This window comes from Rhodococcus sp. HNM0563 (assembly GCF_012726195.1).
Classification (GTDB): Bacteria; Actinomycetota; Actinomycetes; order Mycobacteriales; family Mycobacteriaceae; genus Rhodococcus.
Genome location: NZ_JAASAF010000007.1, coordinates 176,952 through 202,631, shown reverse-complemented (window position 1 = coordinate 202,631; position 25,680 = coordinate 176,952). Strand labels below are relative to the sequence as shown.

22 protein-coding genes and 1 pseudogene are annotated in these 25,680 nt (G+C 64.9%); 9 read left to right on the top strand and 14 right to left on the bottom strand.

The genetic code is table 11. The features are described from left to right. Positions 1-18 precede the first annotated feature (18 nt). Entirely contained in the window at positions 19-702 is a 684-nt protein-coding gene (locus tag HCA61_RS17945) for a hypothetical protein (protein WP_169689545.1), read from the bottom strand. 119 nt (positions 703-821) lie between these two features. Between HCA61_RS17945 and HCA61_RS17940 the strand changes: the two genes are divergently transcribed. The 7 genes from HCA61_RS17940 to HCA61_RS17910 all read left to right on the top strand — a co-directional run bounded on the left by HCA61_RS17940 (position 822) and on the right by HCA61_RS17910 (position 6,943). Continuing rightward, on the top strand, positions 822-1,643 hold the full coding sequence (locus HCA61_RS17940; RefSeq protein ID WP_169689544.1) for an enoyl-CoA hydratase-related protein: 822 nt from the start codon (positions 822-824) through the stop codon (positions 1,641-1,643). Positions 1,644-1,679: 36 nt separating this feature from the next. Further along, positions 1,680-2,513, top strand: a complete 834-nt coding sequence (locus HCA61_RS17935) for an enoyl-CoA hydratase/isomerase family protein (protein ID WP_169689543.1) — start codon at positions 1,680-1,682, stop codon at positions 2,511-2,513. Continuing rightward, positions 2,513-4,045: an AMP-binding protein gene (locus tag HCA61_RS17930; RefSeq protein ID WP_169689653.1), complete on the top strand. Its 1,533-nt coding sequence runs from the start codon at positions 2,513-2,515 to the stop codon at positions 4,043-4,045. Before HCA61_RS17935 ends, HCA61_RS17930 begins: the two co-directional genes overlap by 1 nt. Next, positions 4,038-5,612 carry a class I adenylate-forming enzyme family protein gene (locus HCA61_RS17925; RefSeq protein WP_169689542.1) on the top strand — a complete coding sequence of 525 codons (1,575 nt, stop codon included), beginning with the start codon at positions 4,038-4,040 and terminating at the stop codon, positions 5,610-5,612. The genes HCA61_RS17930 and HCA61_RS17925 overlap by 8 nt, the downstream gene beginning before the upstream one ends. A 31-nt stretch (positions 5,613-5,643) precedes the next feature. Then, entirely contained in the window at positions 5,644-5,790 is a 147-nt protein-coding gene (locus tag HCA61_RS17920; protein WP_169689541.1) for a DUF1059 domain-containing protein, read from the top strand. A 34-nt stretch (positions 5,791-5,824) separates the two neighbouring features. Continuing rightward, positions 5,825-6,016 (top strand): ferredoxin, encoded by a 192-nt coding sequence (locus tag HCA61_RS17915; RefSeq protein ID WP_169689540.1) that lies wholly within the window; start codon positions 5,825-5,827, stop codon positions 6,014-6,016. A 153-nt stretch (positions 6,017-6,169) separates the two neighbouring features. Beyond that, on the top strand, positions 6,170-6,943 hold the full coding sequence (locus tag HCA61_RS17910; RefSeq protein ID WP_169689539.1) for a TetR/AcrR family transcriptional regulator: 774 nt from the start codon (positions 6,170-6,172) through the stop codon (positions 6,941-6,943). A 45-nt stretch (positions 6,944-6,988) separates the two neighbouring features. Here the strand turns inward: HCA61_RS17910 and HCA61_RS17905 are convergent, their stop codons facing one another. Continuing rightward, positions 6,989-8,215, bottom strand: coding sequence for an amidohydrolase family protein (locus tag HCA61_RS17905; RefSeq protein WP_169689538.1), 1,227 nt, complete (start codon positions 8,213-8,215; stop codon positions 6,989-6,991). An 87-nt stretch (positions 8,216-8,302) separates the two neighbouring features. Beyond that, complete coding sequence (locus HCA61_RS17900; RefSeq protein WP_346777596.1) at positions 8,303-9,742, bottom strand: aldehyde dehydrogenase family protein; 1,440 nt, start codon at positions 9,740-9,742, stop codon at positions 8,303-8,305. A gap of 182 nt (positions 9,743-9,924) precedes the next feature. Between HCA61_RS17900 and HCA61_RS17895 the strand changes: the two genes are divergently transcribed. Continuing rightward, the gene (locus tag HCA61_RS17895) at positions 9,925-11,607 is read left to right on the top strand and encodes an acyl-CoA synthetase (RefSeq protein WP_169689536.1); all 1,683 of its coding nucleotides are present in this window, start codon (positions 9,925-9,927) and stop codon (positions 11,605-11,607) included. 143 nt (positions 11,608-11,750) lie between these two features. Here the strand turns inward: HCA61_RS17895 and HCA61_RS17890 are convergent, their stop codons facing one another. From HCA61_RS17890 to HCA61_RS17850, 9 genes and pseudogenes are all read right to left on the bottom strand, one after another. After that, the gene (locus tag HCA61_RS17890) at positions 11,751-12,521 is read right to left on the bottom strand and encodes an SDR family NAD(P)-dependent oxidoreductase (protein ID WP_169689535.1); all 771 of its coding nucleotides are present in this window, start codon (positions 12,519-12,521) and stop codon (positions 11,751-11,753) included. A gap of 38 nt (positions 12,522-12,559) precedes the next feature. Continuing rightward, positions 12,560-13,321 carry a crotonase/enoyl-CoA hydratase family protein gene (locus tag HCA61_RS17885; protein WP_169689534.1) on the bottom strand — a complete coding sequence of 254 codons (762 nt, stop codon included), beginning with the start codon at positions 13,319-13,321 and terminating at the stop codon, positions 12,560-12,562. An 11-nt stretch (positions 13,322-13,332) separates the two neighbouring features. Next, complete coding sequence (locus tag HCA61_RS17880; RefSeq protein WP_169689533.1) at positions 13,333-14,517, bottom strand: thiolase family protein; 1,185 nt, start codon at positions 14,515-14,517, stop codon at positions 13,333-13,335. 67 nt (positions 14,518-14,584) lie between these two features. Further along, positions 14,585-15,854 (bottom strand): annotated as a pseudogene (locus HCA61_RS17875) (cytochrome P450). A gap of 236 nt (positions 15,855-16,090) precedes the next feature. Then, a complete protein-coding gene (locus HCA61_RS17870; protein ID WP_169689532.1) occupies positions 16,091-17,551 on the bottom strand; it encodes an alpha/beta hydrolase fold domain-containing protein in 1,461 nt (486 codons plus the stop codon). Between the two features lie 13 nt (positions 17,552-17,564). Continuing rightward, positions 17,565-18,419, bottom strand: coding sequence for a short-chain dehydrogenase/reductase (locus tag HCA61_RS17865; RefSeq protein WP_169689531.1), 855 nt, complete (start codon positions 18,417-18,419; stop codon positions 17,565-17,567). Next, a complete protein-coding gene (locus HCA61_RS17860) occupies positions 18,416-19,921 on the bottom strand; it encodes an NAD(P)/FAD-dependent oxidoreductase (RefSeq protein WP_169689530.1) in 1,506 nt (501 codons plus the stop codon). The genes HCA61_RS17865 and HCA61_RS17860 overlap by 4 nt, the downstream gene beginning before the upstream one ends. Before the next feature lie 13 nt (positions 19,922-19,934). Then, on the bottom strand, positions 19,935-20,993 hold the full coding sequence (locus HCA61_RS17855; RefSeq protein WP_169689529.1) for a PDR/VanB family oxidoreductase: 1,059 nt from the start codon (positions 20,991-20,993) through the stop codon (positions 19,935-19,937). After that, positions 20,990-21,880, bottom strand: a complete 891-nt coding sequence (locus HCA61_RS17850) for a metal-dependent hydrolase (protein ID WP_169689528.1) — start codon at positions 21,878-21,880, stop codon at positions 20,990-20,992. The genes HCA61_RS17855 and HCA61_RS17850 overlap by 4 nt, the downstream gene beginning before the upstream one ends. Before the next feature lie 106 nt (positions 21,881-21,986). On the opposite strand from HCA61_RS17850, the gene HCA61_RS17845 reads away from it, so the two are divergent. Further along, the gene (locus tag HCA61_RS17845; protein WP_169689527.1) at positions 21,987-22,619 is read left to right on the top strand and encodes a TetR/AcrR family transcriptional regulator; all 633 of its coding nucleotides are present in this window, start codon (positions 21,987-21,989) and stop codon (positions 22,617-22,619) included. On the opposite strand, the gene HCA61_RS17840 is transcribed toward HCA61_RS17845, so the two are convergent. Both HCA61_RS17840 and HCA61_RS17835 read right to left on the bottom strand, forming a co-directional pair. After that, positions 22,607-24,100 carry an aldehyde dehydrogenase family protein gene (locus tag HCA61_RS17840; RefSeq protein WP_169689526.1) on the bottom strand — a complete coding sequence of 498 codons (1,494 nt, stop codon included), beginning with the start codon at positions 24,098-24,100 and terminating at the stop codon, positions 22,607-22,609. The two genes, HCA61_RS17845 and HCA61_RS17840, sit on opposite strands and share 13 nt — an antisense overlap. After that, complete coding sequence (locus tag HCA61_RS17835; protein ID WP_169689525.1) at positions 24,097-25,650, bottom strand: long-chain fatty acid--CoA ligase; 1,554 nt, start codon at positions 25,648-25,650, stop codon at positions 24,097-24,099. The genes HCA61_RS17840 and HCA61_RS17835 overlap by 4 nt, the downstream gene beginning before the upstream one ends. Between the last annotated feature and the right edge of the window lie 30 nt (positions 25,651-25,680).

Genomic DNA, 25,680 nt, shown 5'->3' with positions numbered 1-25,680 from the left:
ATACGGTCGGATGCCGCGTCATCGGCGACAGCCGAAACCCGTGGTCTCCAGGTGATCGATCTGCTTCGCAACCGAGTCGAGTTCGGCGACACACAACACCTCGCCCTCCCGGATGAGACGTGCTTCGGACACGAGGCCTCGCTCGGTGGTCCGGCGGACGACATCGAAATCCAACGTGGTGAGCAACGGAGTGGGTCGCCGGTAACGGATGCTGAGCAAGCGCGTCTTACCCGCGACGCCGACCTCGCAATTGTGTTGCTGGATTACGCAGTCGAAGAACACTGCGAGAAATCCACCGTGGACGAGACCGGGTGGCCCCTCATACACCACGGGGAAATTCACCGTACCGGACGCGGTGTCGGTGTCGAACGTCCGCAGTTCGTATTCGGGAAAGGTCGGGTTGAACGCGCCGATGTCGATGGCATGGTCGAGGTAGACGCGCCGCTCGCCGCTGGCGTCGTCGGCGCGGCGGAGCCGAGAACTGGCCGGCACGGCCGCTGCCAGAATCTGCTCCCACTCCGCGAAGCGGGTGAGCATCTCGTCGACCACGTCGTGTTCGTGTTCGAGCGACAGCAGCAACCCGGTGAGCCTGCGGAGTGACGCCGCAGCTTGTTGCGTCTGCGGCAGGGGTGCCTCGCCGAACCGCCCCGGAACATAGCGTCCGCCCGGGTGGGATGTCGGCTCCACCTCATTGCTGGTCATTGCGTCTCTTTCGGCCGACCCGGTTCCGTCGGCCCGGGTTCCTTGCTAACTTGTGTAGAACGCAACGGTACTACATACCGTATACGTAACAGTATAGGTTGTGAGGGGTGGTTGCCACGGTGAGGAACGAAGACGGTTCGCCCGGAAGATCCGGTGAAGTGCGCGTCGAACACGACGGGCAGATCCTGCGACTCACCCTCGATCGCGTCGACGCACTCAACTCGCTGAACCCCGCGATGGTGCAGACTCTCATCCGCGAACTCACCGAGGCGGCACACGATGATTCGCTCCGCGCGGTGCACATCACCGGTGCCGGCCCGAACTTCTGCGGCGGCGCCGACTGGGTCGCGACGAACCGGAAGAATGCGCCCCGACCGCGCGCTGGGAATCTGGTGCGCCGTGTCCCTCACCAGGCTCACCGCATCGTCGAGCTGGTCCACGACCTTCACCTACCCGTGGTCTGCACTGTCCGCGGGTGGGCCGTTGGGCTGGGCTGCAACCTCGCGTTCGCAGCCGACTTCACGGTCGCAGCCGACGACGCGGTGTTCTGGGAACCGTTCATCACGCGCGGGTTCAGCCCCGACTCGGGCGCCACCTGGCTCATCCCTCGACTCGCCGGAACGGCGAGGGCAAAGCAGATGCTGTTGCTCGGCGAGAAGATCGGCGCATCCGACGCGTGCGACTGGGGCCTCATCTACCGCTCGACTCCGGGAGCCGACCTCGACGCTGCCACATCCGAACTGTTGAATCGGCTCGCGTCCGGCCCCACCGTTGCCCTCGGCCTCGCCAAGCAGGCCATCAACCGCAGTCACACGACGTCGTTGACCGACGCCATGAACCAGGAGCTCTACTCGCTGGAGTTGGCGTGTCGTACCGATGATTTCAAAGAGGGACTACGCGCGTTCAAGGAGCGCTCCGAACCCGAATTCCGTGGCCGATAGCCCACCGCCGACCTGATCGAGAATCGGAGACCCGCAATGGCACAACCGACGACCGTCGACGAGTCGACGATTCCCGAGTTCGAGACGATCCTCCTCGAGGTCGATTCCGACGAACACGTCGCCACGATCACTCTGAATCGACCGGATCGGTTGAATTCGTTCGACCGCACGATGTGCAACGAGATGCGCGAGGCGTGGCGCATCGTCAAGTTCGACGAGCGGGTGCACGCGGTGGTCCTGCGCGCCGCCGGTGACCGCGCGTTCAGCGCAGGCCTCGACATCAAGTCCTCCTACGGTCAACCCGACAACATCTGGAACCACGAGGATCCGGGTGAGCTTCTCAGCCCGAAATGGCAGAAGATGTGGAAGCCCGTGGTGTGCGCCGTCCAGGGAATGTGCACGGCGGGCGCGCTGTACTTCGTCAACGAATCCGATGTCGTCATCTGCTCCAAAGACGCCACCTTCTTCGACTCTCATGTCTCGGCCGGGTTGGTCTCCGCTCTCGAACCCGTCGGGTTGATGCGCCGCGTGGGTCTCGCCGAGACCCTGCGGATCGCACTGATGGGCAACGACGAGCGTGTCGGGGCCGAGACGGCCCTCCGAATCGGGCTCGTCACCGAAATCACGTCGCGCGAACAACTGTGGACACGCGCTCGTGAGATCGCTGCCGGGATCGCAGCCAAGCCCCCGACGGCAACGCAGGGGACCGTGAAAGCCATCTGGGAATCCCTCGACAAGCCGTATCGGGCAGCGATGGATCAAGGCCTGATCTACACACGACTCGGCAATCCGATCGCGAAGGACGAACTCGCCACCCGCGACCCCGAGACGCAGGCATCCCGCGTCACACACTCACCGAGGATTCGATGATGACCCGAACCGTGCTCGGCGAAGCCGTCACCGACCACCGGCTCACCCGCCGCATCGCGGCCGTGCTCGGCCTCGATCCCGGCGCAGGCGCGATCGAGTACGACGGTGAATGGGTCACGTGGGCACAGATTGCCCGGTTCGCCGACCGTATCAACACGATCTGTCGACAGTACGGTCCCGCCGATGGAGCGGGAATCGGCGTGCTGCTGCGCAACCGCCCCGTGCATGTGGCCACGCTCCTCGGAGTGCTGCTCTCCGGGCGGTGCCTCGTGGTCGTCAACCCGTCGCGCGGGGACGAGCGGACCCGCACCGACATCGCGGAGCTGGGCCTACCCGTGGTCATCGGTGAGGCCGACGACCTCGGCGCGCTCGTCGGCAGGCCGCCCGGTACGACCACGGTGACGGTCGGCGAGGTCTCGCACGAACCCGAAGTCGTGCCCGCAACCGAACGCCCGGGACCATCCGAGAACCGCCCCGGGACGGCGGTCCTCATGCTGACCAGCGGCACCACCGGACCCCCCAAGCGCGTCGAACTCACCCACGACATGCTCGCCCACAGTGTGCTCGGGCCTCCCACGGCCGGCGACACGCCTCCCCGCAAGCTCAGCTCGGGTGTTGCGATCGTCAACGCGCCACTCGTCCATATCGGCGGGGTGTATCGAACGTTGCAGTGCATCGTCGCGGCACGACCGTACGTTCTCCTGCCACGGTTCGAACTCGCAGCATGGGCGGACGCGGTCCGCCGACACCGCCCCCGCGCCGTCTCCCTCGTCCCGACGGCACTACGGATGGTGCTGCACTCCGATCTCACCCGCGACGACCTCTCGAGTCTCCGGGTGGTCACCTCGGGCACCGCCCCGCTGTCGGCAGACGACGCCGACGCCTTCACCGACAAGTTCGGTATCCCGGTACTGACGTCGTATGCCGCAACGGAGTTCGGTGGTGGTGTGGCCGGATGGAGTCTCGCCGATCACCGGCAATACTGGTCGACGAAGCGAGGGAGCGTGGGGCGCGCCGAATCCGGTTCTCTGCTGCGCGTCGTCGACGAGTCCGGGGCCGAGGTCGATACCGACACCGTCGGGCTGCTCGAGGTCAAACCCGCGCAACGCGGCGAGGCAACGGACTGGATGCGGACCACCGATCTCGCACGCATCGATGCCGACGGGTTCCTCTGGATCCACGGTCGCGCCGACCAGGCAATCATCCGAGGCGGATTCAAGATCATGCCGGACGCCATCCGGACAGCACTCGAAACCCACCCCGCGGTCGAGAACGCCGCTGTCGTCGGTCGCCCCGATGAGCGATTGGGAGAAACTCCCGTTGCCATGGTCGAACCCCGCCCCGATGCACACGTCACGTCGGCCGATCTGGTGGTCTACCTGTCCACCCGGCTCGCCCGCTACGAGATTCCGACCGCGATCGCAGTCGTCGACACCATCCCGCGCACCCCCTCGGGCAAAGCAGACCTCACAGCCGTCCGCAGCCGGCTCCTCACACAAACGCGCGCGGGGGACGGGGCGCAGCATGCCTGATCTTCCCCCGGGGGCTACGGTAGCGTCGCTGGTCCGCACACGGGCATCCGAAACACCGACGAAGGACATGGTGGTGGACCCGGTGAACAGGGTCGGCTACCGCGAACTCGACACCTCCACGCTCCGCATCGCCGCAGCACTCATCGAGGGCGGAGTCAGCGCAGGCACCCGGGTCGGGCTGATCATGCCGAACAACACCGGGTGGGTGCAGATCGCCGTGGCGATCACTCGGATCGGCGCCGTACTGGTTCCACTGAGCACTCTGCTCACGGGAGCCGAACTCCGCGCACAGATCCGGACTGCGTCGATCGCCCACCTCGTCACCGTCGACGAGTTCCGCGGTCGCCGCTACCTCGACGCCCTCGCCACCGAAGTCGGACTGCCCGAACTCGAACCGGGCAATGTTCTCGACCCCGAACTGCCGTCCCTGCGGAGGATCTGGCGAGTCGCGGACGTACTCGACACGCAGCCGGAGACCCGTTCTCACGCGGTTGCCGCTGCAATGGGCGACGCCGTGGTGCCGTCCGACACGATGGTCATCGTCTTCACCTCCGGAAGTAGCGGTGCACCCAAGGGCGTCATGCACTCACACGGCAGTGCACTCGGTGCCGTCGCCTCCGGCTTGGCCGTTCGCTGCATCACCTCCGACAGCCGGCTCTATCTGCCGATGCCGTTCTTCTGGGTCGGGGGTTTCGGTGCAGGGATCCTCTCGGCGCTGATGGCAGGCGCCACCCTCGTCACCGAGGAGATACCGGTGGCCGCCACGACCCTGCAACTCCTCGAACGAGAACGGGTGACCTTGTTCCGGGGGTGGCCCGACCAGGCCGAAGCCTTGGCGCGCGCGGTCGACGAAGCGGGAGCCGACCTTTCGTCGTTGCGGCCCGGCAGCCTCGCTGCACTGTTACCTGTCGGCGAACGCGGCGAACCCGGATCCCGCGCGAATCTGTTCGGGATGACCGAGACCTTCGGACCCTACGTCGGCTACCCCCTGGACACCGATATGCCGCGAATGTCCTGGGGCAGTTGCGGTATACCGTTCGACGGCATGGAAGTCCGCATCACAGACATCGAATCGGGCACGCAGGCTCGCACCGGCCGAGAGGGCCGGATCGAGGTCCGAGGACCCCATGTCCTGCAAGGTATCTGCGGCCGCAGCCGCGAGGATGTCTTCACACCCGACGGCTTTTATCCCACGGGCGATCTCGGCTGTATCGACGATGCGGGTTTCCTCTTCTACCGCGGACGGATCGACGACATGTTCAAGGTCAGCGGAGCTACCGTGTATCCGAGAGAAGTTCAGGCGGCCTTGAAAAGGATCGACGGAGTGGAGAACGCCTTCGTCACGCAGGTCGGCGACGATACCGGTCCACGAGTGGCTGCCGCGGTGATCTGCTCACGCCCGTTCGATCCGTCCGAATTACACTCGGCAGCAAAAGAACTGTTGAGTTCGTTCAAAGTTCCGACGGTGTGGCTCGTACTCGATTCGGACGAGACCATTCCGCGCGGAGGCACAGGGAAAGTCGACGCGACTCGACTTCGACGCCTACTGACGACCGGCAATACATAAACCACAGCCCCGGCCAGACCGAAAGGACGACATGAAGAAACGATTGACCTGCCCATGCGGCGTGTACGTGCGCGGTACCGACGAGGACGATCTCGTCGAGAAAGTGCGGCAGCACCTCGGTGAACGCCACCCCGACCACGAGTACAGCCGCGACGAGATTCTGTTCATGGCGTACTGAATATGAATTCCACCGATCCGGAAAGGAGTGACACATGCGTGTCGAAGTCGACAGCGACAGGTGCGTCGGCCACGGCTTGTGCGAGGCCACCGCACCAGACGTGTTCGAGGTAGGCGACGGAGGTTACGTGATCATCGATGACGAGGCCGCGTCTTCCTGCGCCGAATCAGACCTGCGCACAGCAGTGAACAACTGCCCCTCTGCTGCACTGCGTGCCATCGAATGAGCTGACTTCCCGGCGGTGTTCCGGTATGCGCTACAGTGAGCCACCATGGGGTCGGCAGCACTCGGTGCCACCGGCAGTCCGTACTACCGCGGGCCGCTTCAGGCCTGCGCTGCCCGACTCTGCGGATCAACTGTGGACGGAAGTCGGAGAGCAATGGCGCGAAAAGTAGAACCTCAGAAACGCGAACGGCGTGAGCGCGGATCCATCAACCCCGAGGACATCATCGCCGGCGCGTTCGAACTCGCCGAGGAGATCCCGGTCGACAATCTGAGCATGCCGCAGCTCGCGAAGCACCTCGGGGTCGGCGTCACAAGCATCTACTGGTACTTCCGCAAGAAGGACGAGCTCCTCAATGCGATGACCGATCGCGCCCTCGAGCAGATGCAGGTCGAGGCCGTGATGGGCGACTCGGGTTCGGACTGGCGGGAGCGTCTCTACAATCACGCGCACGCGGCGCGCAAAGCCTTCCTGGAGAACCCGATCCTCTGCGACCTGATCCTCATCAGATCGTCGCTCAGCCCCCGAAACGCCACGTTGGGCGCGCGCGAGATCGAGCACATCATCGCCGATCTCGTGAAGGGCGGGCTGTCGCTCGACGACGCATTCGACGCGTACTCGGCCGTCCAGCTACATGTGCGCGGATCCGTCGTGCTCGCACGTTTGCAGGAGCGCGGCAAGAAGTACGACCCGACATCGCAGGCGTACTACGAGAATTTGGTCATCACCCCGGACAGCACACCGCTTCTGGCGGAAGCCGCAGCACGCGGCCGGGTCGGCGGGGCACCGAACGACTACAACTTCGAGTACGGCCTCAACTGCATCCTCGACTACACGAGCCGACTCCTCGAGCAGGAGAAGCCGGCTGCGAGCAAGACCAAGAAGACCACCGCGCGCGCATCCCGGGCAAAAACCGCGCCCGCAGAATAGGAGAGCAGTGTGTGCTCGCCGGGGGCGAGCACACACTCCCCGGAATCAGCGGGTGTACGAGATACCCAGGTAGTCGAGAACGTTGGTACGCATGATCGCGTCCTTCTCGGTCTCGTCGAAATCGTCCAGTTCTTCGACGAAATCCGTCGGCTTCGCGAGGCCTTCACCGTGCGGCCAGTCGGAACCGAACAGGACGCGATCTGCACCGACGAGGTCGGCCAGCGCTCGAACGTCGTCCTCGTAGTACGGCGCGACCCACAGATGCCGACGGATCGTGTCGGCCGGCGCCTCCGTGAATGCCCACGGGGTCTGGTTCGCCTGTTTGTTCAGTCGCTTGACCAGCAGCTGCACCCAGTCCGAACCGTTTTCGATGCTGGCGATGCGCAGCTTCGGATGGCGTGTGAACACACCGCCGAGGATCAAGCTCGCCATGGTGTCGTGAATGGCGCGATCGGAGACGACGATGTTCGCGAGTGGGTTCGACGTCTTGAACGGCACGAACCGTTCCGGCGCACCCCACGCTCGTGCGATCGAGCCGTTGTATCCACTGTCGCTGAGATGGAACGCGACCGGAATATCGGCTTCTTCCAGTTTCGCCCACACCTTGTCGTAGGTCAGGTCGCCCAGCGACTTCGATGTCCCGTGGCCGGCGGGCACCGGCGCGGGACGGATGTAGACGAGTTTCACGTCGCGTTCGAGAAGCCTGTCGATTTCCGCGACGGCCTCGTCGGGGTCTGCCAGCGCCAGCATGGGCGCGGAGAAGATGCGGCCCTTGTAGTTGAATCCCCAGTCCTCGTCCAGCCACTTGTTGAATGCCGTCACGCTCGCCATGGTTGCGGGGATGTCGTTCTTGAGCGCCTCCTCGACACCGCATGCGAGCGTCGGAAGCAGAATGACCCCTGACATTTCCTGTTGCTCGATCATGTCGAGGCGAACGTCGCGATCCTGGTAGGCGGGGTTGAGCGGCTCTACCTTCATCAGGCTTCGCGGGTCGACATCGTCCGGGACCTGCCCGCGGAACAGCAGGTCCAGCGCTCCGGGGACGATCACAGGATCGAAGGTCGGGTTCGGTACGAACTCGAAAAGCTTTCCACCGGCCAGTAATTCGGTGTGGGTGCCACGTTTGATCACTTCGATGCCGCGATCCTTGAATGCGGGATCGAGGTGCCGTGTGAATGCATCGATCTTTTCGTAGTAGTGGTTGTCGCAGTCGACAGGCCGGTCGTACACGACTTCGTCGATGCGGGTTGAATTCTCGGACACGACGGTCATCGTCGTTCACCTCCGGTCGAAGTTTCAGTACACGGTGCGCGCGCAGATCAACCCCCGCGTCGAACCCAGAATACACCCTTACTGTTGTCAATACAGTATGTTGCCCCGCAGGCGCTTTGCGCTGCGGCGTCGGGCAATCCGCATCGTCAGTGACACGATCGCGCGCGGCACCCACCCGAACGGCGGTACAGCGCTCGACGTCGCGAGCATGAACGGGAGATCTGTCCCCACGACAGACCTGTGGTGGCTGAACGTGTCGAAACCCGCCTTGCCGTGATAGGCGCCCATCCCGCTGTTCCCCACACCACCGAACGGCGCGGCAGCCGGAAGCATGTGAATTCCGAACTCGTTTCGCGCCACCCCACCGGTGCGGGTACTACGAACGAACCTGCGGAAGTCCTCGTCATCAGGCCCGAACCAGTAGGCGACGAGCGGTGAAGGGTGCGTGTTCACGTAGTCGGCAACCTCGGAAAGATCGCGATAGGTGAGGAGCATCAGCGCCGGACCGAAGATTTCCTCCTGGGTGATCCGCATGTCGTCCGAGACACACGACACGAGGGTGGGGGGAATTTTGCGCGTCTCCGGATCGGGAAGCCGTTCACCGCTCGGCGCGACCGACTGCACGACCGCACCTCGGGATCGTGCGTCGTCGATCAAATGCACCACGCGACCGTAGTTCGCGGGGTTGACGCACGAGGGATATTCCGGGTTGGTGATCATGGTGGGGAATCTCTTACGCCACGCGGACAGCACTGCCGTGGAAAATCTTTCGGCCTCGTTCTCATGCACCATCACGTAGTCGGGACAGATGCAGACCTGACCGCCGTTGACCATGCGCCCGAGAGCCACTCGTTCGGCAGCCCGCTCTACATGTGCACGTGGCCCCACCACGACGGGGTTCTTTCCACCGAGTTCGAGCGTGACGGGCACCAGATTCTGCGCCGCCGCAGCTTGGATCTGCTTCCCGACACCCGGCGAACCGGTGAAGAAGAGATGGTCGAGCGGGAGGGCCGAGAATGCGGCACCCACGTCGGCTCCGCCGGTCACGACCGCCAGTTCCGCCTCGTCGAAATACTTCGGAGCGAGGGAGGCGAACAGGTCCGATGTTGCAGGGGTGATCTCGGACATCTTGATCATCACGCGGTTTCCCGCCGCGAACGCTGCCGCTGCGGGCATGATCACCAGATGGAGCGGAAAGTTCCACGGCCCGATGATCCCGACCACCCCGAGAGGCGACGGCACCACCTCGGCGCGCAACCCCGCCAGTCGTCCCGCGCGCATCAGCGGCGCGGTTCTCATCCACTTCGCCACGTGCGCGCGGGTGTGCTCGATCGCGTCGATGATGCCGACGAATTCCATCGACATCGTGCCGAGCCGCGATTTACTGCCGAAGTCTCGAACCAACGCATCGACGAGCGCATCGGCGTTGTCGAGCATGAGTGCGACAAGCCGGTCGATGCGATGGCGCCGTATCTCCGCCGACGGAAAGCCGTCGGCGATGAACGCATCCCGCTGCAGCGCGAGGATGCGCGGCAATCCCCCGCCGGAATCGCCCGGTGTTGTGCGGTCGAGGCTCTCGATCGTGCTCATCGCAATCCCCGTTCGACTGTGAATCTCCCAGCACCGAACCCTACCGCAATAGTTGCCGTATACATTACAGTCTGGCTCATAGTTCATGTGACGGGTTAGCTGATCTCACAGGAGTCACCTTGACCGACCTCACCGCCCAGTCCGCGACAGCCACCAGAGAATTCACCATCCCGGAACTCGTGGATGCTGTCGCGTCGTCCATCCCGGACAGAGACGTCGTCGTCTTCCGCGACCGGCGGATCACACAGGCCATGCTGGCCGATCGATCTCGCCGACTCGCCGCCTACCTGGCTTCCCGTGGGCTCGGCGCCCACACCGAGCGCGACCGACTCGACGGACACGAGATCGGCCAGGACACCCTCGGCATCTACGCCTACAACGGCAACGAGTACCTCGAGACGATGCTGGGTGCATTCCGCTCGCGTGTTGCACCGTTCAACGTCAACTACCGCTATGTGGAGAAGGAACTCGAATATCTGCTTGCCGACGCCGAGGCGAGCGCCATCGTCTACAACGCGGCGTTCGCGCCCCAACTGGCTCGGGTCCTGCCGGCGCTTCCCCACATCCAGGTCCTCATCCAGATCCCCGACGACTCGGGCAACCCGCTACTTCCCGGCGCCGTCGACTACGAGGCCGTACTCGCCGAAACCTCGCCCGACACAGCGCCGACCGCGCAGTCACCGGACGATCTCTACATCCTCTACACCGGCGGCACCACCGGTATGCCCAAGGGTGTGCTCTGGCGCCAGCACGACATCTACATGGCTTCGTGCGGTGGCCGGAACGTGTACACCGGCGAGTGCATCACCTCACCCGGTCAGGTGGCGCAGGCCGCGGCCGAGAATGCCGGATTCACGATGCTCGTGCTGCCCCCCTTGATCCACGGCGCTGCTCAGTGGGCGTCACTGACAGGCATCCTCACCGGACAGACCCTGGTGTTCTCACCGGTGGTCGACCGATTGGATCCGGCGGCAGTGGCGCAGACGATCGAAGCGGAGCGTCCCACCGCGGTGATGATGGTGGGCGACGCCATCGCACGACCACTCGCCACCGAGTTCGAGCAGACCGATGCCGACCTGTCGTCGCTGTCGATCCTGGCGAACGGCGGAGCGGTCCTGTCGCCCCCGGTCAAGCAGCGCCTCCTCGACGTCGTACCGGGCGCCGTGGTGATCGACGGTGTCGGTTCCTCGGAGGCCGGAACGCAGATGACGCACGTCTCGAGCGCAGGTTCTGTGTCGACCGGCCTTTTCACTCCCGGGTCGAACACCTGCGTCCTCACAGAGGATCTCGACGGACTCGCCGAACCCGGGCACGACGACCTGGGCTGGCTCGCCCAACGCGGGCATGTTCCGCTCGGCTACAAGGGCGATGCGAAGAAGACCGCGGCAACCTTCCCGGTTGTCGGGGGCGAGCGATTCGTACTGCCCGGAGATCGAGCGCAACGACTCGACGACGGATCGATCCACTTGCTCGGCCGCGACTCGGTGACCATCAACTCCGGTGGCGAGAAGATCTTCGTCGAGGAAGTGGAAATGGCGATCAGTTCGCACCCGGCCGTCGCCGATGTTCTCGTCGCCGGGCGTCCGAGCGACACGTGGGGCGAGGCCGTCGTCGCGATCGTCCAGCTTCTCCCCGACCACGCAGCAACGGCCGGCGAACTGATCGAGCACGCCGCGAAGTCAGTTGCACGATACAAGCTTCCGAAGTCGGTGATCTTCACTGAGGCGATCCAGCGGAGTCCCGTCGGCAAGGCCGACTACCGATGGGCACGGCAGCAAGCTGCATCGCTCGGTACCGAATGACCTCGGATTCATGACCCTCGGAGTATGCCACCAGAGCATGACCCCAGAGTCGGACTTTCCCCCTCTCCTCCGGGTTTCCGCCGGTTCAGAACCAACGGAAACCAGGAGGAGAGGGGGAAACTGCGTTTCGTAGGCGCCTCGTCTCAGCGAGTCTGGAACCGCTGCGCCCCGTCGAGACGCACGACCTCACCGTTGATGTACGAGTTCTCCAGCAGATGCTGGGCAAGGAACGCGTACTCATCGGGCGTGCCGAGGCGCTTCGGGAACGGGATGTTCTTGGCGAACTTCTCGAGCCCTTCCTCGCCGATCAACTCGAGCAGCGGGGTACGCATGGTGCCCGGCGCGATGGAGTTGAGCCGGATCCCGACCGAGCTCAGATCACGGGCGCCCGTCAGCGTCAGGCCGATGACACCTGCCTTCGCCGCCGAGTAGGCCGACTGCCCCATCTGCCCTTCGAAACCGGCGATGGAGCTGGTCATGACGATGGCGCCCCGCTCACCGTTCGGCTTGGGCTCCAGCTTCGCGATCTTCGCCGCGGCCAGTCGGAGCACGTTGTATGTGCCTGTGAGGTAGAGCGAGATCGTGTCGGTGAATCCCTTGCGCGTATGCGGAGTGCCGTCGCGGTTGACGACTTTCTCCAACACCCCGATTCCGCCGTGCGCGATGACCGCGTACCTGAGGGTGCCCAGTTCATCGGCTTTCGCGAGTGTCGCCTCCACGGAGTCGTCGTCGAGCACGTCGGTCCGCATGTATACGGCCTTGTTGCCGAGTTCGTCGGCCAGCTTCTGCGCCTGCTCGTCGGCAATGTCGGCGATCACCACAGACGCCCCCTCGGCGTGCAGCTTCCGTACCGTCGCTGCCCCCAGACCACCGGCGCCGCCCGTGACCAGTACAACTTCACCTTCGAACGACATATGTTCCCCTCCTATGAGATCGATTGCTCTTGCGCCGGTCAGCTACCGGTCCAGTTCGGTTTCCGCTTCTCCGCGAACGCCTTCGCCCCCTCTGCGGCGTCTTTGGACATGAACACCGGGATGAGCAGGTCCATCTGTTTCTTCCACTTCTCGTCGTCCGACCAGCTCCGCGACTCGGCGAGTATCTGTTTGGTTGCGGCCACTGCCAACGGCCCGTTCTCGGTGATGCGTTCCGCCAACCGGATCGCTTCGGCCAGAGCCTGACCCGGCTCCGATACCACGTTGACGAAACCGTAGCCGGCGCCTTCCTCCGCACTGAATGTGTCGCCGGTCAACGCAAGCTCGACGGCCTTCTGATACGGAATCCGGTCGGGCAGCCGCAGGAGACCGCCACCGCCGGCCACGAGACCGCGCTTGACCTCCGGCAGACCGAACTTCGCGCTCTTCGCCGCGACAACGAGGTCGGTGGCGAGGACGATCTCGGTTCCCCCGGCCAGGGCGTTACCTTCGACAGCCGCGATCAGCGGCTTCCTCGGCGGCTTCTCGGTGAACCCGAGACCACGACCTTCGACAGCGGCAATCTCACCCGCCGCGAATGCCTTCAGATCCATTCCCGCGCTGAAGTTTCCACCGGCGCCGGTGACGATACCGACGGACAGTTCGGGACTCTCGTCCAACTCGTCCATCGCATCGGCGAGCCGCTGACTGACCGCGCGATTCACGGCGTTTCGTGCATCCGGCCGATTGATCGTGGCGATCAGTATGCGCCCGCGGCGCTCGACCAGTACTTCGTCCGACATACGGTTTCCTCTCAACCTTCGACTTCGAACACCACGGCACCGCCCTGGCCGCCACCCGCGCACATCGCTGCGACGCCGATCCCGCCACCACGGCGTGCCAGTTCGTAGACCATCGTCGTCACCATGCGTGCACCCGACGCCGAAATCGGATGCCCTAGGCTGCAACCACTTCCCGACACATTCACGATGTCTTCGTCGATGCCGAATTCTCGGCAAGCAGCAATCGGGACGGATGCGAACGCCTCGTTGATCTCCCACAGGTCGACGTCGGATACGGCGAGCCCGGCGCGGTCGAGGACCTTGCCGATCACCGCCACCGCGCCGAGTCCGCAGTCGCGCGGCGGCACTGCGGATGCCGCCCACGCCTTCACGGTCCCGAGCGCCTTCAGCCCCTTGTCGCGCGCGAGTTCGCGGCTCGCAAGAGCGATGACAGCCGCGGCGTCGTTGATACCACTGCTGTTGCCTGCGGTCACCGAGAACCCCTCGATCTCGGGGTGCAGGACGGGCAGAGCAGCGAGCCGTTCAACGGTGGTATCGCGGCGCGGGTGCTCGTCCACACTGAAGTCGACGAGAGAGCCGTCTGCGCTGGCAACCTTGAGCGGCATGATCTCGTCGACGAACTTCCCGGCGTCGATTGCAGCAACAGCACGCTGATGTGATCGTGCCGCCCACGCATCCATGTCCTCACGGGAGATCCCGACGGCTTTCGCGGTGTTCCAGCCCACCGTCACCGCCATGTCGAGGGTCGGCGCGTCGGGCGTCTCCGGGTGGCTCGGAGGAATCCACGGCTCACGGTATTCCGTACCACCGGGAGTCGGAACACGCCATTTCATCAGTGGGCCGGTCGACAGTGACTGGACACCGCCCGCGATGAGGGCTCGTTCCATACCGGAGCCGATCTGTGCCGAGGCGTTTCCGATCGCGGTCAGGCTGCCCGCGCAGTGCCGATTGACGGCCTGTCCCGGAACACCTTCCAGGCCCGCGGCAACAGCGGCGTACCGGGCGAGGTCGCCCCCGCCATAGTTCGCTTCGGCCAGGATGATGTCGTCGATGTCCGCGGCATCGAGGCCGGACCGGCGAATCACTTCCGGGAGGACGGCGGTGGCCAGTTCCTCCGCTGATGTGTTGACCAGAGAACCTTTGAAGGAACGTGCGATCGGGGTGCGGACTGCACCGACGATGACTGGTTGTGGCATGGGTGAACCTCACGTAGTCGGGGGCGAGTGTGCCCCACCTCGGTTGTCGAAGTCGATCGGTGAGAGGTCAGAGTTTTCTGACCGACATCCTCTTGATTCCGTGAACGAAGTCGCTGTGCACGTATTCGGGCTCGGCTACCTCGATCTCCGGAAGCCTCGACAGGAGCTCTCGGAAGAGGTGTTTCAGTTCCAGGACGGCCAACTGTTTACCGAGACAGAAGTGCGGGCCGCCACCCCCGAAACCGACGTGCGGGTTGGGTGTTCGACCCACATCGAACTCGAGGGGCCGGTCGAAGACTTCGTCGTCGAAGTTTCCGGAGCAGTAGAACATGACGAGCTTCTCGCCTGCCTTGATCGGCGTGCCCGCAACCTCGGTGTCGACCACTGCGTGGCGCGCGAACTCGATCACCGGCGTCGACCATCTGACGAATTCGTCGACGGCCTCCGCGCCGCGTTCGTCCCAGTCGTCCAGCAGCCACGAGATCTGCTCGGGATTGTCGGTCAGCGCCTTGAAGGCGTGAGAGGTGGCCTGTTTGGTGGTGTCGTTGCCGGCGGATGCCAGCAGAACCATGAACGATCCGGCTTCGTCGTCGGTGAGTCGGTGACCGTCGACTTCGGCCTGCACGATGTTGGTCATCAGATCGTCCTGCGGATCGGCCCTGCGCTTTCTGCGCGAGTTCGACGCCTGCCTGCGTCAGCACACCGAGTTGGGTCATCATGTGCGTTGCACGCTCTTCGATGCTCGCGTACTCGTCGTCGCTGGTGCTGAACAGCGCTTCCGCTGCGTAGGCGACGGCTTCGTGGTGCGCCGGATCGATACCGATCATCTGCGACACCGTCCTCATCGGCAGTTTCTTGGACACCGACCGGACGAAGTCGACGGGGTCACCCGAGTCGAGTTCGCGGAGAAACTCGTCGACGATTGCCGCGGCGTTCGCGATGATCTGCTCTTCGATCGTGCGCACCTGTTTGGGCGTGAACGCCATGCTGATTAAGCGTCGATAGCGCGTGTGCTCCGGCGGATCCATGGTGAGGAAGAAGCTGATCCCCTTCTGGATCTCGGCAGGCATGGGATCCATACTGATACCCGCCGACGAACAGAACAGCTCGGGATGGGCACTCACATAACGAATATCGGCGTGTCGCGTGACGGCCCAGTAGCCCTGTTCCTCATGGGGGAAGAGCGACTCGGTGGGGCGATGCCAGGTGAGCCCTTCGGCGGCACGCAACCGCGCGAACGTCTTCTCACGCTCGAAGAAATCCTGGTCCCAGAACCACGACGCGGAGATGTCCAGCGAGTGGTACGGCCGAGTCGACGCAGTGGAGACGTTGCTCATGCTACCTCCGGATACCGGTTGGTTATGGCGACGAAGCTGTGGGTGAAGCAACGGGCCCGCGCTCATCCGCGCGGGCCCGGACACCCATACCGTATACCATTCCGTAAGGAAGTCGATAGAACAACGGCTCACATTCTCCCGACCTGCTCCCGCGCGCCTTCCTGCTTCCCACAACGGCTACAACACGTGGCGGAAACTGGAAAGCGCGCGGGAAAGCCGATCGGCAATACCGAACGTCATGCCTCTCGACAGCGGCGCACCAGCCCCTTCGTCATATGCGCGAGCACCGCGCTCAGGCCCGCACCCGCAACCTTGTGCACAAAGGCAGGCCCTACCGGGTCCATCGCCGCACGCCAGGTGAAGCGGGTACCCACACCCTCGGGCTCGAGAATGTAGTCCTCTGCGAAGGCACGACAGATCGGCCGGCTGATGCTGTCGGCGGTGAACGTCATGCGACGGTTCTCGTCCCAGCGGTAGAAACGTTCCTCGACGGTTGCCGCGCCGAGAAGTGTCACGTTGCGAACGGCTCCGACGCCGCGGGTGACCGAGCCGTCCCACTCCGCCTGTGTCACTCCGGGGCTCCACGACTGCACGGCGTCGTCCGCAGACAGTTCCCGCCACAGTCGTTCAGGCGGGACCGGCACGAATGTGGTGTGGGAACCGCGCACAGGAGCCGTGTCGAAGAACGAGTCGTCGGTGGCGGTCAATGAATGCATACCGGTCATAGCGCTGTCCACTTCTGGGAGGTCTGTGTATTCGTCGAGTTCTCGAGGTTCGGAGCACAGGTGCCGACGCAGGAACGCGGCCGCGTCGACGACAGCGGCGTGCGCCTCGGGAAGCCGCCGGCACAGGGAGACGAACGAGTGCACCTGTCCGGGCACGGTGGACGTCGCGCTGGGAACACCCGCGTCGAGTAGCGCGGCATTCAGGCGCGCGGCGTCGGATCCGACGCATTCGGTGGAGCCGACGAAGCTGGCGATGGGTGGCATTTCGGCAAGCATCGACGGCGGGGCGTAGAACACGTCGATGTGCGGCGAGCTCCGATCCTCGTTGCCCACATAGACGTCCGCGCAGCGTTGCGCGAAGACCGGCGGCAGGAACGGGTCCCGGGCCAGGTTGTCGGCGCGCAGAGCCTCCTCACCGGATGTGTCGAGCAGCGGAGAGAACAACACGACCGCGCCGGGCCCGGCTTCGCCGTTCTCGATCAACGTGGTCAACATGCTCATCGCGAGATGCGCTCCGGCCGACACTCCGACGATCGCGATGCGGTCCGGTGAATGGCCGCGGGCGATCAGCGACCGGTATGCGGCGAGGGCATCTGTGCGAGCGGCAGGGAATCGATGTGCGGGCGCGAGCCGGTAGTCGAGTGCGAGCACCCGCATTCCGGTCGCAATGGCGAGATCCGAGGTGACCGCCCGCTCGAGTCGCGCCGACCCTGCGACGTAACCGCCGCCGTGCAGATACAGGATGATCTCGTTGTCGAGGGCATCCTCAGGCACGATCATCTCGCCGGGCACGACATCTTCGACCACCCTGGTCCCCGATGCGGCACTCATCCCTCCGAGCACGGAACCCGCAGCAACCGTGCTGCGCAGTACGATACGCCCGGGACCGGCCGGGTTCACGTGCTCGAAGATCGGGCGCAGTAGCATGCGGGTGGTTGCCGCGAGCGCTGTACTACGGCGACTCACGTTCATCGATCGGCTCCGGTCATCGCCCGACCGACTCACGTCGTTCGAGGTCCTCGATGAGGGTGTGCACCGTGCGGTTCCGCACGACCCACTCGTCGATCAGAGGGTTGACGATCCCACGCAACGCTGAATACGCAGACCACAGTCTCGGCGTGACGACCCGTGGCGCCCGCCGTTCGATCGCGCGCACAGTGACGGCAGCAGCGTGGTCGGGGCCCACCCGCCTGTTCATCGGCCACGGCAACAGCTGGCCGACACGCACTCCCAAGGGATCGCGGTCGAGCGTGTTGCGTGCCAGTTCCGTGTCGACGAATCCGTAGTAGGCCACCGTGACGGTCGCACCGGCGTGGGCCAGTTCGAGTCGCAGAGCGCGTCCGACCTGTTCGACGGCGGCCTTGCTCGCCATGTACGCGGAGCCGCCGAGACCCGGACTGAAGGCCGCAGCCGAGGACACGACGACGACGTGCCCTCTGCGCGCGACGATCCCGTCGAGAGCGGGGTGAATCGTATTTAGTGCGCCGGTGAGGTTGACCGCCATCACGCGGTCGAACTCGGCGAGATCGGAGGTGCGGATGGTCGCGGGCGGCGGGGTGATACCCGCGTTGGCGATGACCACGTCGATCGGCCCGAAGTCCACCGCGGCTCGGGTGACGACGTCGGCCATCGCGTCACGGTCTGTGACGTCGGCGACCGCGACGAAGGTCGAGTTCACGTCGAGCGTGTCTGCGGCGTTCTTCAGCGTGGTCTCGTCGCGGTCGACGAGCACCACCCGGGCACCTCGTCCGAGAAGCTCTCGGGCCATGGACAATCCGATGCCCTGCGCAGCCCCGGTGACGAGTGCGACTTTGCCCGCCAGGTCGAGTGAGCGCGTCATACCGTCGCCTCCTTCGAAGCGCGCCGCGCGGTGGAGCCGAGGACCTTGCCGAGCCGGTAATCGGCGAGGTCGAATGTCGACATCCGTCGCCGGAACGACGCGTTGAAGCCGGGCCAGAACGTGAAGTTTCGGCCCGACGGACTCAGGTAGTAGCTGCTGCATCCGCCGGAGTTCCACACCGACCCGGTGAGACGACGGTCGGTGTCCTCGACGAAATCCTGCTGGACATCGGCGCGTACCTCGACACTGTCGATTTCGGCGGCATCCATGGCATGTAGGCCCGCGAGTAGGTAGTCGATCTGCGTCTCGATGGTGACCACCTGGGAGGTGTAGACCACGGAGTTCGGGCCCAGCAGCATGAACATGTTGGGGAAATTCTCGATCGTCGTCCCCAGGTAGGCGCTCATCTCACCGCCCGCCCACTGCTCCGACAGCAGGCGGCCGTCACGGCCGCGCAGTCGGGAGAAGCCACTGTTGTTCGTGAGCTTGAATCCGGTGCCGAACACGATGGTGTCGACCTCGTGCCTGGCGCCGTCGACGGTCACGACCGCGTCGCGTTCGACGTGATCGATCCCGGCGGTGACGACGTCGACGTTGTCGGACGCGAGAGCCGGGTAGTACTTGTTGGAGAAGGTGGGCCGCTTACATCCGAATGCGTACGTGGGGGTGAGCTTCTCGACCAGCGCCCGGTCTTCGACCTGACGACGCAGGTGCCAACGTCCGAGTGCCGCAGCGCCACTGAGCAATCCGGGTCGGTAGACGAGCCCGGGCACGAGGGCTTCCTGGACGAGATCCAGGGCCTTGCGCGCCGCCCGCTGAGTGGCGGGCACCTTCGCGAAGAGTCGCTGTACACGCGGGGCCACCGGCCGGTCGGGGTGCGGGAGGATCCAGGTGGGTGTCCGCTGGAACACCGTCATGTGCTCGACCTGTGGTTGCAGGCGCGGGATGAACTGCACGGCAGACGCCCCGGTGCCGATCACCGCGACACGGCGTCCCGTGATGTCGTGCTCGTGGTTCCAGTCGGCCGAGTGGTAGGTGGAACCGTCGAACGAGTCGAGGCCGGGCAGGTCCGGCACGGAAGGTTCACTGAAAGGGCCCATCGCAGCCACGAGGATGTCAGCGGTGTAGTTCCCTCGACCGGTTTCCACACGCCAATGTTTCGCTGTGTCGTCCCAGGCTGCCTCGATCACCTCGGTCCCCAGATGCAGGTGGGGGCGAAGTCCGTGCTTGTCGGCGCAGTCCTCGAGGTACTGCTGGATCTCCTCTTGCAGCGGGTAGAGCCTGCTCCAGTCGGGCTTGGGCGCAAACGAGAACGAGTAGAGGATCGACGGTATGTCGCACTGAGCGCCCGGGTAGGTGTTGGCCTGCCAGGTCCCGCCGAGTGTCTCGGCGCGTTCGAAGATCGCAAAGTCGTCGATTCCGTCCTGCAGGAGCCTGATTCCCGCTCCCAGGCCACCGAATCCGGCACCGACGATGGCAACACGCAGGTGTGTATCAGTCATGATTCGGCTCGTTTCACAGATCGATTTCGAGTGCGGACCCCGCCGCGCGCGACACGCACGGGAGCATGGATTCCGCCCGTTGTTCGCCCAAGAGGCGCGTGTCGCGGTGATCGACGTCGCCGGACAGCACACGCACCTTGCAGGTTCCGCAGAACCCTTGCCTGCACGAGTAGGTCGCACCGGGGACGGCACGCCGGATGGCGGAGAGGGTGGTCTCGTCGGCAGCGACCTGGACGGTGCTGCCGGTCCGGGCGAGACGCATTTCGAAGGGTTCTCCTCCGACGACGGGAGGCGGGCTGAATCGTTCGGTGTGCAGCGAGCAGGTGGGCGCCACGAGCGGGGCCTGCTGGTGTGCGTCCTTGGCCAGGGGCGCCGGACCGCACAGGTAGATGGCACCGTGAGGTTGCGCGTGATCGAGTATTTCGGCGATCGGGGTGATGCCGAATTCGTCGTCGGGCCGGATCATGACGTCGCCACCGGGGAGTGCCGACAGTTCGTTCCGGAACGGCATCGTGTCGAGGGAGCGGCCGAGGTAGTACAACTTCCACGGCCTGCCGGCACCTGCGACACTGCGGATCATCGGGAGGATCGGGGTGATTCCGATCCCGGCGGCGACGAAGAGATACGACGGTGCCTCAGCGAGAGGAAAAGCGTTGCGGGGTCCGCGGACTCGGATCGTGCTGTGTTCGGCGATCGTCTCGTGGATCTCTGCGGAGCCCACGCCGTCGTCGACGCGGCGGACGGCGATTCGGTAGCGGGTGCGATCCGCGGGGTCGCCGCACAGGGAATATTGACGCTGTAGACCCGACGCCAGGAAGACATCGACGTGCGCACCGGGAACCCAGCTGGGCAGAACCCCGCCGTCCGGGGAGACCAGCGTCAGAGAGACGACTCCGTCGGCCTCCACGGTGCGCGTCTCGACGCGAAGCACTCGATCGTAGTCGCTGTGCCGCACGGGAGCGGGTCGAGACAGGATGGGCGCGAACCTGCTCTCGCTGAACAGCTTCGAGTAAGCTCTGGTTGCGTGCATCACCGCGCCGAGGAACGGCGACGGGGTGGTTGCGGTGCTCATGCTGCGGCCTCCCTGGCGGCAGGGGACTGCGCGAGGTAGCGAACAGCCTTGTCGATGTCGCCCATCCGCGACGGATGGAAGTCGCGCTTGAGATAGGGCGGGATCTGCTTCGCGAGGAAGGTCAGGGTCGGGATCATCGATGCCTTCGCCGAACGTCGATAGGCGCGGGGCCAGGACACACGACGCGTTTCGGTGGTGTCGATGCGGTACATGTAGGCGGTGGTGCTGAACCACAGGAGCGCCAGGCCCGCGAACGCGATGAATGCGGTGCGCACGCGGCGGGCGTAGCTGCCGTCGACGTACTGGAAGGCGTCGTACGCGACGTTGCGGTGCTCCATCTCCTCGGCGCCGTGCCAGCGCAGCAGGTCGAGCATCGTCGGATCGACACCGCGGCGGTCGAACGGTGTGTTGTCGATCAGCCACTCGCCGACGACGGCGGTGAAATGTTCGGCGGCGGCGTAGATGCCGAGGCGTTCGCGCAGCCAGAACCGTCCCGCGCGCCCTGTGAGGCCGTGGTCGCCGAAGATCTGGTCGACGATGTATCCGATTCGGTCGAGGACGGGCGCGATGTCGACGTCGTGCTCGGCGAGGTACCTGCGGAAGCTCTCGTGGGAGCTCGCGTGCGTTGCTTCCTGGCCGACGAATCCGACGACCTCTTCGTGCAGACGCGGGTCGTCGATGTAGTCCAGGGATCGACCGAAGACATCGGCCATGGCGCGTTCGCCTTCGGGTAGGACGAGGTGCATGACGTTCCAGAACTGCGTGGCGTACGAGTCGCCGGGAACGTACTGCAGGGGCACCCCCGACCAGTCGAAGCGCACGTTGCGGGCGGTGATCGCCAGCGCTTCCTCGGTGTAGGGCGTCGGAGCGCCGTGATGTGACGGCATGACATGTCTCCTCGGTCGGATACGTGTAACCACTCGATACACAGAAGATACATATGTACATCAGATGTTTCAATGTTCCAGCGCGACCGGAGGATAATCTGTATCGATGCCTGCCGAACAACCCGTCACACCCGCGCCACCCGCGATCGGCGCGACGAACCCTCCCGAGATCGAATCGATTCTCGACGCGGCAGAGGTCCAGTTCAGCGAGGTCGGTGTACGGCTCACGACGGTCAATGACATCGCGCAACGCGCGGGAGTCGGGCGGGTGACCGTATATCGCCGAATCGGAGGTCGCGACGAGATCGCGCAGGCCGTGACGGCACGCAGCGCAGCACGCCTGATCGAGGAGGTTGTCGCCACAGCCCGGGCGGCCGAGACCATCGACGACATGATCGGCAATGTATTCGCCGCCACCGTCCTGCGCATGCGTGAGCATCCGGTCTGGAACCGGATGCTCACCCTCGAGGCCGCGAGTTCCCTACCTCGACTGACGACCGACGGGGGTTCGCTCCTGACCACCGCGACCCACGCTGCCGTCGCCATCCTGGAGGAAGCAGTGAAATCAGGGCTGATGCCCGCCGTCGACGACCTCAGCGCACGCGCCGAGGTCGTCGTCCGGGTCGCCCACTCCGTAGTGCTCACTCCGCAGGCGGTGGTCCCCCTCGGATCGCGCGACGAACTGACATCCTTCGCGCGATCCCACCTGCTGCCGATCGTGGTTCCTCACCGGCCGTGACGCAGCCCCAGCACCCGCCGCAGCACCGGCAGCAGATACGCCTTGCGGCGAAGCGCGATCAACTCGAATCCGGGCAACGGGAAACGCTGACGCACCACACTGCGCGTACGAACGAACTCACGCATCCCGTCGATCCCGTGGACACGCCCGAACCCACTGTCTCCGACCCCACCCATCGGGACTGCACCCATACCCGCGAACGCAACGACGGAGTTGATCGTGACCTGGCCGGCACGCAACCGCTCGGCGATCTCGACACCGCGCCGAAACGAGAACACCGATGCACCGAGCGCGAAGTCGCTCGCATTGGCTGCCTGCACGGCCTCGTCGACGTCCGTGACCGTCCGCACGGTCACCACCGGACCGAACGTCTCCTCCCGGACCGCGACCGAGTCCTCGTTCGCATCGAGAATCACGACCGGTTCGATGTACCGCTGACCCACCGACTCGGGACCGCCGAGCAGCAGATGTCCACCGTCCTTCACGGCAGCTGCGATGTGACGACGTACCACGTCGATCTGGGCGGGCATCGTCATCGGCCCGTACGTGGCGTCATCACCATCGCCCGGGCGCACCTGGCCGAGCTGACCACGCAATTCCGCTAGAAACCTGTCTCGGACCTCACGAACGACGTAGACACGTTCGACACCCACACAGGTCTGCCCGGCATTGGAGAATGCTCCCCACGCGATGGCACGCGCAGCCGCCTTCACATCGGCGTCTTCCGCCACCACAGCCGGGTCCTTACCGCCGCATTCGAGCAGCACCGGCGTGAGGGTCTGCGCGCATTGCGCCATGATCTTCTTGCCGGTGCGCGTCGACCCGGTGAATCCGATCTTGTCCACCCCGGCGTTGCAGAGCAGGGCACCGGTCTCCCCGAACCCCGTGGTCAACTCCAGAACACCGGTCGGCGCAGCAGGATTCGCTCGATAGAATGCTTCGACGTACCACGCTGCGACGGCAGGTGTGTACTCACTCGGTTTCAGTACGACGGTGTTTCCCGCGGCGAGCGCGAACGACACCGAACTGTTCGGTGCGTAGAGCGGATAGTTCCATGGCGAGATGATGCCGACGACCCCGAGCGGCCTGTACTCCACGTCTGTCGCGTAATTGGCGAACAGCAGCCCCGGACCCGACTTCGGCGGACGCAACGCGGCGGCGGCATTGTCCTCGGCCCAGCGCATATGCTCCACGGCCAGAACGACTTCGATGAAGGCGTCGTCGCGCGGCTTGCCGTTCTCCCGGTGGATCAGGTCGATGATCTCGTCTGCGTTGCGCCAGATCCACCTGCGCCACCGTCGCAGGTGGGCAGCCCGACCTCTGATCCCCTGGTGCTGCCACCACGGAAGCGCCGATCTCGCGCGATCGACCCGCAGCCGTACCGCGTGCTCGTCGTGGACCCGGAAACGCTCGACCTCCTCGTCCGTCGCCGGGTCGAGGGAGCGGAATTCTTCCTGCGACAGTCGGATGTCTGCGGTCATCCGATGCTCTCCGGCACTGCGGCGGGCCTCCCCGCGAGCGTTTCCCGGAGCTCACGCTTGAGGATCTTGCCCGCACCCGACATCGGGATGGCATCGACGAAGTCGAAGCTTCGCGGGGTCTTGTAACCGGCGATGTGCTCCTTGCAGAACGCCTGTAGTTCCTCGGCCGTGACCTCGGCACCTGCTGCCAGGATCACCACGGCGTGCACAGTTTCGCCCCAGGTCTCGGACGGCAATCCGATCACCGCGGACTGCGCAACTGCGGGGTGCTTGCTCAGTGCGCTCTCGACCTCGGCGGAGTAGACGTTCTCACCGCCGGTGACGATCATGTCCTTGAGGCGGTCGACGACGAAGACGAATCCGTTCTCGTCGAGGTAGCCACCGTCGCCGGTGTGGTACCAGCCGTCGCGCAGGACGGCGGCGGTCTCGGCAGGCTTGTTCCAGTAGCCCTGCATGACATGGCCACCGCGCACACAGATCTCACCGACCGTGCCGGTGGGAACCGGATTGCCGTCGGTGTCGACGATGCGCAGTTCCGAGTGCGGTGCGGCCTGCCCACCCGAGCGCAATGTGGCACCCTTGTGGTCGTCCGGCAGCAGGAGCGAGGCGACGGGCGCAACCTCGGTCATGCCGTACGCCTGGGTCATTCGCACGCCCGGGAACATCGTCAGGATCCGATTGGCCAATCCCTCACCGATAGGCGAACCGCCGTAGAGGATCCGCTGCATCGCCGACAGGTCGTGCTCGCCGACAGCCGGATGGTCGACGAGAAGCTGCAGCATGGTCGGGACGAGCAGGACGTCGGTGGGGCGATGCTGCTCGATTGCCTTCAGCACCGCAACCGGTTCGAAGAACGGCACGATGATGTGCGGTCCCCCGAGCATGACCTGACCCGCCCACGCGGCCAGGTCCGCGAGGTGGAACATCGGCGCCGCATGCAGGAAACGCGCGTCACCGGACAGCAGTTCACCGGTGGCAACCGTTCCGGCTGCCGAGGTCACCATGTTGGTGTGGCTGAGCATCACGCCTTTGGGGAAGCCTGTGGTTCCACCGGTGTAGAAGATGCCTGCCAGTTCGTCGCCGGAACGTCGTGCGTCCTCGACCGGTTCGTGGGTGGCGATCAGCTCTTCGTATGACACGGTGCCTTCGGGAGCGTCGTTCTCCCCCGCGTACGCGACGGTGGTCAGGTCGGGGCATGCGGCACGCAGAGCCGGTACTGCTGCGGCGAATGCGTCGTCGACGAGGAGCACCTTCGTGCCCGAATCATTGAGCGAGTAGGCGATCTCGGCGGGGCTCCACCGGATGTTGACCGGGTTGAGGACCGCGTCGGCCCACGGGACCGCAAGGAGGTATTCGGCGTAACGGTCGCTGTTGAGTGACAGCATCGCGACGCGATCGCCGGAGGTCACACCGAGACTGTGCAGACCGGCGGCGAAACGAGCGATCCGGCCGATGTGTTCGCGGAACGTGTACGTGCGATCGCCGTAGATCGTGGCGGGCGCCTCGGGGGTGCACTGCAGGGCACGGTGCAAGCCTTGGGTCAGGTACATCGACGCTCCAGGTGTTCGGGAAACGGTGAG

Bases quoted from the DNA above. Each gene is read 5' to 3' on its own strand.
- HCA61_RS17945 (WP_169689545.1), bottom strand. From the start codon at position 702: ATGACCAGCAATGAGGTGGAGCCGACATCCCACCCGGGCGGACGCTAT.
- HCA61_RS17935 (WP_169689543.1), top strand. From the start codon at position 1,680: ATGGCACAACCGACGACCGTCGACGAGTCGACGATTCCCGAGTTCGAG.
- HCA61_RS17930 (WP_169689653.1), top strand. From the start codon at position 2,513: ATGACCCGAACCGTGCTCGGCGAAGCCGTCACCGACCACCGGCTCACC.
- HCA61_RS17925 (WP_169689542.1), top strand. From the start codon at position 4,038: ATGCCTGATCTTCCCCCGGGGGCTACGGTAGCGTCGCTGGTCCGCACA.
- HCA61_RS17920 (WP_169689541.1), top strand. From the start codon at position 5,644: ATGAAGAAACGATTGACCTGCCCATGCGGCGTGTACGTGCGCGGTACC.
- HCA61_RS17915 (WP_169689540.1), top strand. From the start codon at position 5,825: ATGCGTGTCGAAGTCGACAGCGACAGGTGCGTCGGCCACGGCTTGTGC.
- HCA61_RS17910 (WP_169689539.1), top strand. From the start codon at position 6,170: ATGGCGCGAAAAGTAGAACCTCAGAAACGCGAACGGCGTGAGCGCGGA.
- HCA61_RS17905 (WP_169689538.1), bottom strand. From the start codon at position 8,215: ATGACCGTCGTGTCCGAGAATTCAACCCGCATCGACGAAGTCGTGTAC.
- HCA61_RS17890 (WP_169689535.1), bottom strand. From the start codon at position 12,521: ATGTCGTTCGAAGGTGAAGTTGTACTGGTCACGGGCGGCGCCGGTGGT.
- HCA61_RS17885 (WP_169689534.1), bottom strand. From the start codon at position 13,321: ATGTCGGACGAAGTACTGGTCGAGCGCCGCGGGCGCATACTGATCGCC.
- HCA61_RS17880 (WP_169689533.1), bottom strand. From the start codon at position 14,517: ATGCCACAACCAGTCATCGTCGGTGCAGTCCGCACCCCGATCGCACGT.
- HCA61_RS17870 (WP_169689532.1), bottom strand. From the start codon at position 17,551: ATGAACGTGAGTCGCCGTAGTACAGCGCTCGCGGCAACCACCCGCATG.
- HCA61_RS17865 (WP_169689531.1), bottom strand. From the start codon at position 18,419: ATGACGCGCTCACTCGACCTGGCGGGCAAAGTCGCACTCGTCACCGGG.
- HCA61_RS17860 (WP_169689530.1), bottom strand. From the start codon at position 19,921: ATGACTGATACACACCTGCGTGTTGCCATCGTCGGTGCCGGATTCGGT.
- HCA61_RS17855 (WP_169689529.1), bottom strand. From the start codon at position 20,993: ATGAGCACCGCAACCACCCCGTCGCCGTTCCTCGGCGCGGTGATGCAC.
- HCA61_RS17850 (WP_169689528.1), bottom strand. From the start codon at position 21,880: ATGCCGTCACATCACGGCGCTCCGACGCCCTACACCGAGGAAGCGCTG.
- HCA61_RS17845 (WP_169689527.1), top strand. From the start codon at position 21,987: ATGCCTGCCGAACAACCCGTCACACCCGCGCCACCCGCGATCGGCGCG.
- HCA61_RS17840 (WP_169689526.1), bottom strand. From the start codon at position 24,100: ATGACCGCAGACATCCGACTGTCGCAGGAAGAATTCCGCTCCCTCGAC.
- HCA61_RS17835 (WP_169689525.1), bottom strand. From the start codon at position 25,650: ATGTACCTGACCCAAGGCTTGCACCGTGCCCTGCAGTGCACCCCCGAG.